We start from the raw sequence: 10,372 nt of genomic DNA on the forward strand, positions 1-10,372 counted from the left end.
GGCAGCATGACGAACGACGACGCAGCGCCGGTCATCTTGGTCGATGACGACAGCGATCTCCTCAAGGCCACCGCGCAGACGCTGGAGCTTGCCGGCTTTTCGGTCTCGGCTTTTTCGGTGGCGGCCGAGGCGCTGGCCAGGCTCGACACCGGTTTTGCCGGCGTGGTGGTGTCGGATATCCGCATGCCTGAGATTGACGGCTTGCAGCTTTTCAACCGGATCCTGCGGCTGGACCCGGACATTCCGGTCATCCTCGTGACCGGGCATGGCGACATCGCGGTTGCCGTCAAGGCGATCAAGGACGGCGCCTACGACTTCATCACCAAACCCTTCGCCGCCGACCGGCTGGTGCAGAGCGTGCGCCGCGCCGCGGAAAAGCGCCGTCTGGTGATGGAGAACCGCGCCTTGCGCGAGGCGGCCGGAGAGGCGCAGGACGGCCTGCCGCTGATCGGCCAGACGCCGGCGATGGAAAGGCTGCGCCGCACGCTGCGCCAGATCGCCGACACCGATGTCGACGTGCTGGTGACCGGCGAAACCGGCTCCGGCAAGGAAGTGGTGGCCAGCCTTTTGCATCGCTGGAGTCGCCGCGCCAAGGGCAATTTCGTTGCGCTGAACTGCGGCACGCTGCCCGAAACGGTCATCGAGAGCGAATTGTTCGGCCACGAGGCCGGCGCCTTCACCGGGGCGCAGAAGAAGCGGATCGGCCGTATCGAGCACGCCAGCGGCGGCACGCTGTTCCTCGACGAGATCGAAAGCATGCCGGTCTCGACACAGGTGCAGATGCTGCGCGTGCTGGAAATGCGCGAGGTCACCCCGCTCGGCACCAACGAAATGCGGCCGGTCGACCTGCGCGTCGTTGCGGCCGCCAAGGTCGATCTCGGCGATCCGCGCCAGCGCGGCGCTTTCCGCGAGGATCTTTATTACCGGCTCAACGTGGTGACGATCTCCATTCCGCCGCTGCGCGAGCGCCGCGACGACGTCGCACTGCTGTTCTTCTACTTCGCCGAGCGCGCCGCCGCCCGCTTCCGGCGTCCGCTGCCGGCGGTGCTGGCCGCGGTGCACCGCCATCTCAGGGAGCATGACTGGCCTGGCAATGTACGCGAGCTCGCGCATTTCGCCGAACGCTTCGTGCTTGGACTGGAGGAAGACGCAGGAGTGGCATCCCCTGCCCCAGCCCAGCCGGATGCCGCCATGAAACTGCCGGAACGGCTGGAGCGCTACGAGGCCGACATCATCCGCGAGACGCTTAACCGCAACGAGGGCGACGTCAGGCGCACCATCGAAGCGCTGGGGATTCCGCGCAAGACCTTTTATGACAAGCTGCAGCGCCACGGCATCGTGCGTAGCGAGTTTTCGAGGTAGAGGGCCAATGTCGGCGCTGCCCCTCAGCCCTGCCGGGCATTTCTCCCCGTAGAACCGGGAGAAAGAAGCCTTCGCCGAAGATTTCGCCAAAAACCAACGTTGCAGAAAGAGCGCCCGAGGTTGCAGCCAGCCCCTTCTCCCCGTTGTACGGGGAGAAGGTCCCGGCAGGGGGATGAGGGGCAGCGCCAACGTCTGCAAACGTCCCTCCCGCAGCAACTCTCCTGACGCGAACCCGATTCCGGTTTTCGCCATCCTGCGCTACACTTGGTCCACTTCAACCGGACCACTCTCATGATTGTCCAGACCTGCATCAATGGCGCGCGCAGCGCCGATTTCCATCCGCAGCTGCCGCTTGACGCGGACGCCATGGCGCGTGACGGCGCCGCCTGCGTGGCCGCCGGTGCGGCCGAGCTGCATGTCCATGCACGCGGGTTCGACGGCCGCGAAAGCCTTGCCCCGGCGACGATGGACCGGACCGTGTTGGCGCTGCGCCGCGCCTGCCCGGGAACGCTGATCGGCGTCTCCACCGGCGCCTGGATCGAGAATGATGACGAGCGCACACTTGCGGCGATCGCCGGCTGGAGCGAGCTGCCTGACTACGCCTCGGTCAATCTGAGCGAAAAAGCAGCGCCCGAGGTCATGCAAAGTCTGCGGCAGCGCGGCATCGGCATCGAGGCCGGGCTCGCCTCGGTCGCTGATGCCGAGCGCCTGGTCCGCCTCGACCATGGCAACCAGGTGCTGCGCATCCTGATCGAGATTTCCGAGCAGGCGCTGGACGCGGCGCTGGAAGCCTGCGACGGCATCGCCGCCGTGCTCGACCGCGCCGGACTGCGCCGCGCCATCCTGCTGCACGGCGCCGACGCCACGGTCTGGCCGTTCGTGCACCGGGCGGCGGAGCGCACCTGGTCGACGCGTGTCGGGCTGGAAGACGGCAAGGCGCTTCCGGACGGCACTACGGCATCAGGCAATGCCGCACTGACGGCTGCAGCCGTCGCGATCTTCCGGGCCGGTCGCTGATTCATCCCGTAGGCTTCCGGCGCCTTGCCCGATCTTCTCGGGATGCTGCGTCAGGCCACGTCCCGCAAAGTCGAACGCGGCGTAGCCGATTTCGCGGTTGCGCGATCCTCGTGAAGCGCGAACCCTGCTGCGCCCGGGTCGCCCAGTTCAGAGCGGAGCTGCATGCTCGGGATGTGGTAGTCGCCGCCATTCTGCTGCCGGTAGGGAATCGGTCGGGTTGTCTCGAGCGTCCGCATCCTTTCGCGCAGCCGCTCCGCGACAGGCTCGAAATCGGCCTCGCCGAAACGATCCACTCTGTAGACGACGAAAGGCGGAAGCACGTCATAGCCCGGATAGTAAAGGATCCCGTGATTGATCGGGAACAGCAGGTCGTCGATCGGGCCGTTGACGCCGCGGGCGGAATAATGCTCCTCCCAGCCGCCGGCGGTCACGATCAGCATCGCGCGCTTGCCGGCGAGCGTTCCCTCGCCAAAGCGGTCACCCCACCGCTTGTCGCTATGCTCGCCGACCCCATAGGCGAAGCCGTAGGCGTACACCCGATCGACCCAGCCCTTGAGGATCGCCGGCATGGCGTACCACCACAGCGGGAACTGGAGGCTCAGCGTGTCGGCCCACAGCAGCTTGTCGATCTCTGCTTTAACATCTTCAGTTAACCTGTTGGTTGCAAAAGCTTTTTTGGATGCCAAAGCCGGCAGGAAGCGTTGCTCGGGCGGCCACGACGGAAAGTCGGCACGGTCCACCTCAGCTTTCCAGTCATCGGCATAGAGGTCAGTCACCCGCACCTCATGGCCCTGGGCCTCGAGTTCCCTGATGGCGACGTCACGCAGTGCGCCGTTGAGCGAATGCAGTTCAGGATGAGCAAAAACAAGCAGGACTTTCATGGATCAACTCCGAAGAAGGACAGTGAACGCTGAAGGTAGCCAGCCCCTGGGTGATCCGCTATATCCAGGCAATGCATATGAATATGCCGAATAATGGATAGATCTGATGTGACCCTCGAGCGCATGCGCACCTTCGTTCGCGTCGCCGAGCGCGGCAGCCTGTCGGCGGTGGCGCGCGAGCTCGGGGTTGGACAGTCGACGGTCACACGGCATTTGCGCGAGCTCGAAGACGCCGTCGGCGTGCCCTTGCTCAGCAGGACCACCCGGCGTGTCACGATGACCGATGAAGGCAGCCGTTACTATGCCGACAGCGTCCAGATCCTGCGCCTCGTCGAGCAGGCCGGCGACGAGGCACGGGGCACGCGCGGCGCGTCGGCCGGCACGATCCGGATATCCTGCACGGCGGCGCTCGGGGTCTTGCACGTCAGCCGGCTGATCTTCGCCTTTCAGGACCGCTACCCCGACATCGGGGTCGATCTCAGCCTCACCGACGAGCGCATCGACCTTGTGCGGGAGGGCGTCGACATCGCGCTTCGCCTCGGTCCGCTCACCGACAGCTCGATGAAACTGCGGGCGCTCGGCCACTCCCGGCGTCTGCTGGTGGCGGCGCCTGCCTATCTGGCGGCGCGGGGCAGACCGGCCGTCCCACAGGATCTGCCTGGCCATGAAGGGATCCGGATGTCGAACATCGCGGGAAGCGACACGCTCGCCCTGCAGGGGCCGGGCGGCGACCGCCATGCGGTGCCCTTTGGCGGCCGATTTCGGGTCGACCATGGGCTTGCCGCACGCGAAGCCCTCGTCGCCGGGCGCGGTATCGCACCTGCCCATCGCTGGCTTGTCGATGATCTCCTCGCCGCCGGCCGGCTGGAAGTGATCCTGCCGGACTACGCCCCGCCTCCCATTCCGCTGAGCATGCTGATCGTCCCGGAACGCGCGGGCATTGCCAGGGTCCGGCTGCTGGTCGATTTTCTTGCCGAGCGGATTCGCGGCATTCCGGGGATCGAGAAGCCGCGTTAGTCGGCATGCCTTCGGTCGGCCGCGGCGCCGGCAAAGCCCTCCCGTCTTCCGGGATGCGGCCTTGTTGACAGTGGCCGAACGCTCTTGCGATTCAAAAAGATACACCCTAAGCTGTTTTCACATCAGAAAGAAAACTCGATAAATTATTTCCATTTATGAAAGCCTGAGTGTTTGCGGGAACATCTCGATCAGACCGACCGGCGACTGGTCAAGCTGCTGTCGCAGGATGCGCAGCTTGGCGTCAATCGCCTCGCCGAGAAGATGGCCGTCTCGGTGCCTACGGTGCGCATGCGGCTGCGCAACCTGCTTGACCGCAACCTGCTCAAGATCGTCGGGCTGCTCAACCTGACCGAGCGCCCAGAATTGATCTCGGCGATCGTCGGCATCAATGCGCAGGGGCGCGGCCGCGCCCGGGAACTGGCGCAGCGCATCGCCGAACTGCCTTTCGTGAACTCGGCCTCGGTGGTCACCGGACGCTTCGACATCATCGTCGACGTGACGGTGGCCGGCGATGTCGCCGATCTCTATCGCGTCACCAGCGAGCTGATCCCCGGCGCCGGCGAGCCGGGCGAAGTCGTGCGCAGCGAGACATTCGTCGTCATGGCCTCCTGCAACAAATGGGTCAGCCTGCCGGAAGGCTGCTGGTCGGACGAGACCAAGCGCGACGAAACCGGGCGCGACGAAACCGGGCGCGACGAAACTGGGCGAAAGGAAATACCATGAAGATCGCGGTTCTCGGCGGCCTCGGCCTGCAAGGCCGGGCGGCGATCGCCGATCTCGTCGCCAGCGCCGATGTCGAAGAGGTCGTCTGCGTCGATACTGCGCCGAATGGGGCAGCCCGGCTTGGCAGCCTGACCGACATTGCCCGCGTGCGTTTCGTCGTGCCCGAAGGCGCGATCGCCCCTGTGTTGGCGAGCGTGCTGGCGGGTGTCGACGCCGCCATCGACCTGTTGCCGCAGCCGCTGATGCGCGAGGCGGTGCTGGCCGCGATCGCGACGCGAACGCCGCTGGTCACCACCAATTACGGCAAGACGATCGCCGACCTTGCCCCCGCAGCGGAAGCGGCCGGCGTTTCGATCATGACCGAATGCGGGCTCGACCCCGGCATCGACCTTGTGCTCTACGCGCGCGCCGCCCGTCAGTTCGATGCCATCACGGCGATTGATTCCTATTGCGGCGGTATCCCCGAGCCGAGGGCGATGGCCAAGCCGCTGTGCTACAAGGTGAGTTGGAATTTTGACATGGTTCTGATGAGCCAGAACCGCGACAGCGTGCTGGTCGAGAACGGCAAGCGGGTCGATGTGCCGGCCGGCCAGCAACATGAAAATCGCTTTATCCACGAGATCGAGGTCGCGGGGCTCGGCAGGCTGGAAGCCTTCCCTAATGGCGATGCGCCGCATTATGCCGGCATGCTTGCCGCCGCCAAGGGGTTGCAGCGCTCCGGCCGCTATTCGTTGCGCTGGCCGGGTTGGTCGGCGTTCTGGGCGCCGCTGAAGGAGCTTGGCTTCCTTTCCGAAGACAAGGTGCCCGGCGTTGGCGCCAGCCCACGCGAATTTCTCGGCCGGCTGCTCGGCCCGCAACTGCAATACGGCGCCGACGAAAAGGACCTGTGCGTGATGCGCAATGTCTTTACCGGCACCCAGGATGGCCGCCGCAAGACGGTGATGTCGGACCTGGTCATCGAACGCGACCTCACCTCCGGCCTGTTCGGCATGAGCCTTGGCGTCGGCTATCCCGCCAGCATCGTGGCGCAGATGCTGGCGCGGGGCGAAATTACCGAGCCCGGCCTGCTCAACCCGCTGCTGCATGTGCCCGACGGCCGCTTTCTCGATGAACTGGCCAGACGCGGTATACGCGTACCCGAAACGATCGACTGGGACTGAAAGATTTTCGAACGGTGGCCGCCGCCGGCAACGGCGCTGCCGCTCAAAAAGCACCCCCAAAGGGGTGGAACAACAAAGTGAAAATAACAAACGACAACAAGGAGGAATGCCCAATGACGATTGCCAAGCTTTTCATCGCAGGCCTTGCGCTCGCCGGCCTCACTGCCGCGGCCAGTGCCGGGACGCTCGACGAGATCACCAAGCGCGGCGAGTTGCGCGTTGCCGTGCAGACGCAGGGACCGCCCTTCTCGCTGGTCGGCGCTGCCGGCGAGCGCACCGGCAGTTCGGTCGAACTTGCCGAACTGATGGCCAAGGAAATGGGCGTCAAGATCACCTTTTTGGATTTCGATTGGGACGGCCTGATCCCGGCCCTGCTGTCGGGCAAGGCCGATCTTCTGGTCGCCGACATGACGCCGACGCTGGCGCGGGCGATGAAGGTCGCCTTCACCAAGCCTTACATGTACACCGGCAGCACCGTCTTCACCAAGGCCGACGGCAAGTTCAAATCCACCGAGGATTGCAAGGCCAAGGGCACCAAGATCGCCGTGCTGCTCGGCGCCACCGGCGAGAAGGAGGCCAAGAAGGCTTTCCCGGACGCCAACATCAAGAGCTACAAGGGCGGCGGCCCGCTGCTGCTTGACGCCGTCAACAACGGCCAGGCCGATTGCGGCGTCAACGACGTCTCGGCGGTCAAGGGCCAGTCGACCGCCTACCCGGCCGGCAGCTTCACCATCATGCCGGACATGCTGTCGAAGGAGCCGCTGGCCTTCGCCACGCGCTATGACGAGCAGGACCTGCTGACCTGGATGAACCTGTTCCTCGACCAGGTCAGCCTCGACGGCCGCCTGCAGAAGAACCTCGACTATTGGGTCAATTCCGACGACTGGAAGAAGGATCACTGAGTAGAGTGAATAGACAGTAGTGAATAGTAAATAGTGAATAGTGAATAGTGAATCGCTACTCACCACTCGCTATTCGCTAATCTCTATTCACTATTCACTATTCACTATTTACCGCCCCACCCATGCTCGAAAATTTCAGCTTCCGCACCATTGTCGAATATCTGCCCCTGTTCGGGCAGGGCCTCGTCACGACCGTGTGGCTGTCTGTCCTCGCCTTTGCCGGCGCGCTCGCCGTCGGCATCGTGCTCGCCGCCATGAACCTGCAGCGCGGCCGGCTGTTCCGCATGCCGGCCAAGGCCTATATCGACGCGGTGCGCGCCACGCCCTTGCTGGCGCAGCTGTATTTCCTCTATTTCGGCCTGCCGCGGCTCGGCATCATCCTGCCTGAGCTCGTCGTCGGCATCCTTGCTTTGTCGCTGAACAGCGGCGCCTATGTCGCAGAGATCATCCGCGCCGGCATCCTGTCGATCCCGCGCGGCCAGGTCGAGGCCGGCGTCGCCTCGGGGATGACCTATGTCCAGCGCATGCGCTTCGTCATCCTGCCGCAGGCGTTCAAGGTGACGATCCCGCCGCTGCTCGGCCAGGCGATCGTGCTGGTCAAGGATTCCGCTCTGCTGTCGCTGATCGCGGTCGCCGAATTGACGCGCGCCGGACAATTGCTCGCCTCCGACCGCTTCATGCCGGCGGAAGGTTTCATCACCATCGCCGCCTTCTACCTGCTGCTCTATTACGGGCTGAAGGGACTGGCGGCGCTGTCCGGGCGCTGGCTCGGCCTGGCGGGGGTACGGACATGATCTGGCAGCAGCTGCAAAGCCTCGCCGGCAGCTATCCCCTCGCCTTGCGCGGCCTCGGCATGACCGTGATGCTGTCGCTGGTCAGCCTGGTGCTGGGCACGCTGATCGGCTTTGGCCTCGGCATCCTGCGGACCGGCGGCAACCGGCTGATCAGCGGTGCGATCGGCGCCTGGGTCGACCTGATCCGCGGCACGCCGTTCCTGGTGCAGATCTTCCTGATCTTCTTCATCCTGCCGGAACTCGGCGTCGAGCTGGACGCCTTCACCGCCGGCATCATCGCCCTGACCAATCTGGCCGCCTGCTTCATCTGCGAGATCGTCGTCGCCGGCATCCGCTCGGTGCCGACCGGCCAAGTCGAGGCGGCGCTGGCGTCCGGCCTGTCGCGTTGGCAGCGCATGCGCCAGGTGGTGCTGCCGCAGGCGATGCGCATCGTGCTGCCGCCGCTGGTCGGGCAATATGTGCTGTTGATCAAGGATTCCTCCGTCGTTTCGGCCATCGGGCTCACCGACCTCACCCGAGTCGGCTGGCTGGTGGTGCAGCGTGTGCCGAACGGCCTGCTGGTCTTCTTCCTCGTCGGCCTCGGCTATTTCATCGTCTGCTATCCCCTGATCCTGCTGGCGCGCCGGCTCGAGCAGCGCATGGGTGCGGCCCATGGCGAGGTGCAGTTGTGACGTTGAACCTCAGCAAAAATGGTACCGGTATGATCGAGTTTCGCGGCGTCAACAAATGGTTCGGCGCGCTCAATGTGCTCAAGGACGTCACGCTCAGCGTCGAGCCGCGCGAAGTGGTCGTCGTCTGCGGGCCGAGCGGTTCGGGCAAGAGTACGCTGATCCGCTGCATCAACGGGCTGGAGACGATCCGCGACGGCGACCTGGTGGTCGACGGCCAGCGCCTCGGCGACCCCGCCACCAACATGACGCGGCTGCGCACCGAGATCGGCTTCGTCTTCCAGTCCTTCAACCTCTACCCGCACAAGACAGCGCTCGAGAACGTGACGCTGGCGCCGATCCATGTCCGCAAGATCCCGCGCGCCGAGGCCGAGAAGGCCGGGCGCGAGCTGCTTGCCAAGGTCGGCCTTGCCGACAAGGTCAATGCCTATCCCGCACAACTCTCCGGCGGCCAGCAGCAGCGCGTGGCGATCGCCCGCTGCCTCGGTATGCGCCCCAAGATCATGCTATTCGACGAGCCGACCTCGGCGCTCGACCCTGAGATGATCTCGGAAGTGCTCGATGTCATGGTCGCGGTCGCCGAGGAGGGCATGACCATGATGGTGGTGACCCACGAAATGGGCTTTGCCCGCAAGGTCGCCCAGCGCGTGGTGTTCATGGATGCCGGCGCCATCGTCGAGAGCGGCACGCCGGATGAATTCTTCTCGCACCCCAAGACCGACCGCAGCCGCGCCTTCCTGAGCAAGATTCTGCGGCATTAGAGTCAAAACTCAACCAGCTGGCTGTCGCCAATGGCCGAGACGGGTGGAATGCTGCCATTCGTCTCGTCGATGGGAACGAGCAATTAGCGCCATTTCGCGACATTCGTGGCCCGTCTCAAAAGCTGCCGTTCGCGAAACGGCTCGAGTCGACCCTTTAAGACCTTCCCGCGTAAGAGTTGACTGGAAGTTCCGACCCCCCATTGCGGCTGTTCGGCCGGTCGCATTACGATGCCGGACTGATGGTGCAACGGGTGCCGTTCATCGTTGCCGAACTCGGCGCCGACGCTGATCCATTCATGCTGCACCTCTACGCCGCGTTGGCAGAAGAAGAACGGCGGCTGATCTCGGAACGGACCAAGGCCGCCCTCGCCTCTCGCAAGACCACTGGCATAAAACTCGGTAGTCCGACCAACACCGCCGAAGCTGCGGCGAACGGTCGGAAGATGTCGATCGAAGAAGCCAACCGGTTTGCCCAGACCGTGCTCCCGATCATCGCCTCCATCCAGCGGTCCGGCATCACCAGCCTGCGTGGCCTGCAATCGCCCTGAACAATCGAGGCGTTCGAACCGCGCGCAACGGCCAATGGCAAGTCTCGAATTTGCGCAACATTTTGGCGCGGCAATCTGCTGCCCAGCTTTAATAGGCGGGAGTAACTAGCAGTTGCCGTACTTTCGACAATCTCTATTGGGGATTAGCCAAGCTCACTGCCGCGTGCCGACGGAAATCGGCATCACAAATGTGAACACCGTCTGGTCAACATCAGAGGTCACGGACAGTGTGCCGCGATGTGCCTGAGCGATCTGCGAAGCAATGTAGAGTCCCAGCCCGAGACCTTGAGGGCTAGATCGGGGCCCCCTCGCTAGAACGGCTGGAACAGGCGCTGCTTTGTCTCGTGCGGAATGGGCTCTCCGGCATTAGACACCGATATCCGGAGTTCGCCGTCTCGGGTGGTGGCTTCGACCTTAATGGGCATGCCCGCGGCACGAAGTTACAGGTTCGAATCCTGTCGCGTGCAGCATTGCCGCAGTTCGCTTGCCGACAACTATTCCTGCTGGAATTGACAGGGCCAATCTTCAGGCCTCGTCAA

At 64.3% G+C, this 10,372-nt stretch carries 11 protein-coding genes; 10 read left to right on the forward strand and 1 reads right to left on the reverse strand.

From position 1 onward, the window contains the following. Positions 1–6 precede the first annotated feature (6 nt). Both AC0L2C_RS26255 and AC0L2C_RS26260 read left to right on the forward strand, forming a co-directional pair. On the forward strand, positions 7–1,362 hold the full coding sequence (locus tag AC0L2C_RS26255; RefSeq protein WP_473524788.1) for a sigma-54-dependent transcriptional regulator: 1,356 nt from the start codon (positions 7–9) through the stop codon (positions 1,360–1,362). Between the two features lie 291 nt (positions 1,363–1,653). Then, positions 1,654–2,379 carry a 3-keto-5-aminohexanoate cleavage protein gene (locus AC0L2C_RS26260; RefSeq protein WP_287065351.1) on the forward strand — a complete coding sequence of 242 codons (726 nt, stop codon included), beginning with the start codon at positions 1,654–1,656 and terminating at the stop codon, positions 2,377–2,379. A 50-nt stretch (positions 2,380–2,429) separates the two neighbouring features. On the opposite strand, the gene AC0L2C_RS26265 is transcribed toward AC0L2C_RS26260, so the two are convergent. Further along, positions 2,430–3,260, reverse strand: coding sequence for an NAD(P)H-dependent oxidoreductase (locus AC0L2C_RS26265; RefSeq protein ID WP_473524789.1), 831 nt, complete (start codon positions 3,258–3,260; stop codon positions 2,430–2,432). A 93-nt stretch (positions 3,261–3,353) separates the two neighbouring features. On the opposite strand from AC0L2C_RS26265, the gene AC0L2C_RS26270 reads away from it, so the two are divergent. The 8 genes from AC0L2C_RS26270 (at position 3,354) to AC0L2C_RS26305 (ending at position 9,833) form a co-directional block, all read left to right on the forward strand. Next, positions 3,354–4,277 carry a LysR family transcriptional regulator gene (locus AC0L2C_RS26270; RefSeq protein ID WP_287364073.1) on the forward strand — a complete coding sequence of 308 codons (924 nt, stop codon included), beginning with the start codon at positions 3,354–3,356 and terminating at the stop codon, positions 4,275–4,277. A gap of 171 nt (positions 4,278–4,448) precedes the next feature. Continuing rightward, complete coding sequence (locus tag AC0L2C_RS26275) at positions 4,449–5,000, forward strand: Lrp/AsnC family transcriptional regulator (protein WP_473524790.1); 552 nt, start codon at positions 4,449–4,451, stop codon at positions 4,998–5,000. Then, the gene (locus tag AC0L2C_RS26280; RefSeq protein WP_473524791.1) at positions 4,997–6,160 is read left to right on the forward strand and encodes a saccharopine dehydrogenase family protein; all 1,164 of its coding nucleotides are present in this window, start codon (positions 4,997–4,999) and stop codon (positions 6,158–6,160) included. The genes AC0L2C_RS26275 and AC0L2C_RS26280 overlap by 4 nt, the downstream gene beginning before the upstream one ends. Before the next feature lie 113 nt (positions 6,161–6,273). Beyond that, the gene (locus tag AC0L2C_RS26285) at positions 6,274–7,062 is read left to right on the forward strand and encodes an ABC transporter substrate-binding protein (protein ID WP_473524792.1); all 789 of its coding nucleotides are present in this window, start codon (positions 6,274–6,276) and stop codon (positions 7,060–7,062) included. Between the two features lie 122 nt (positions 7,063–7,184). Beyond that, the gene (locus tag AC0L2C_RS26290; protein ID WP_473524793.1) at positions 7,185–7,856 is read left to right on the forward strand and encodes an amino acid ABC transporter permease; all 672 of its coding nucleotides are present in this window, start codon (positions 7,185–7,187) and stop codon (positions 7,854–7,856) included. After that, positions 7,853–8,527, forward strand: a complete 675-nt coding sequence (locus AC0L2C_RS26295) for an amino acid ABC transporter permease (protein ID WP_473524794.1) — start codon at positions 7,853–7,855, stop codon at positions 8,525–8,527. Before AC0L2C_RS26290 ends, AC0L2C_RS26295 begins: the two co-directional genes overlap by 4 nt. A gap of 29 nt (positions 8,528–8,556) precedes the next feature. Next, on the forward strand, positions 8,557–9,285 hold the full coding sequence (locus tag AC0L2C_RS26300; protein WP_128247033.1) for an amino acid ABC transporter ATP-binding protein: 729 nt from the start codon (positions 8,557–8,559) through the stop codon (positions 9,283–9,285). A 200-nt stretch (positions 9,286–9,485) separates the two neighbouring features. After that, positions 9,486–9,833 (forward strand): recombinase family protein, encoded by a 348-nt coding sequence (locus tag AC0L2C_RS26305; RefSeq protein WP_287394850.1) that lies wholly within the window; start codon positions 9,486–9,488, stop codon positions 9,831–9,833. The last annotated feature ends 539 nt before the right edge of the window (positions 9,834–10,372 follow it).

The sequence above is a fragment of the Mesorhizobium sp. WSM4845 genome (assembly GCF_055811455.1).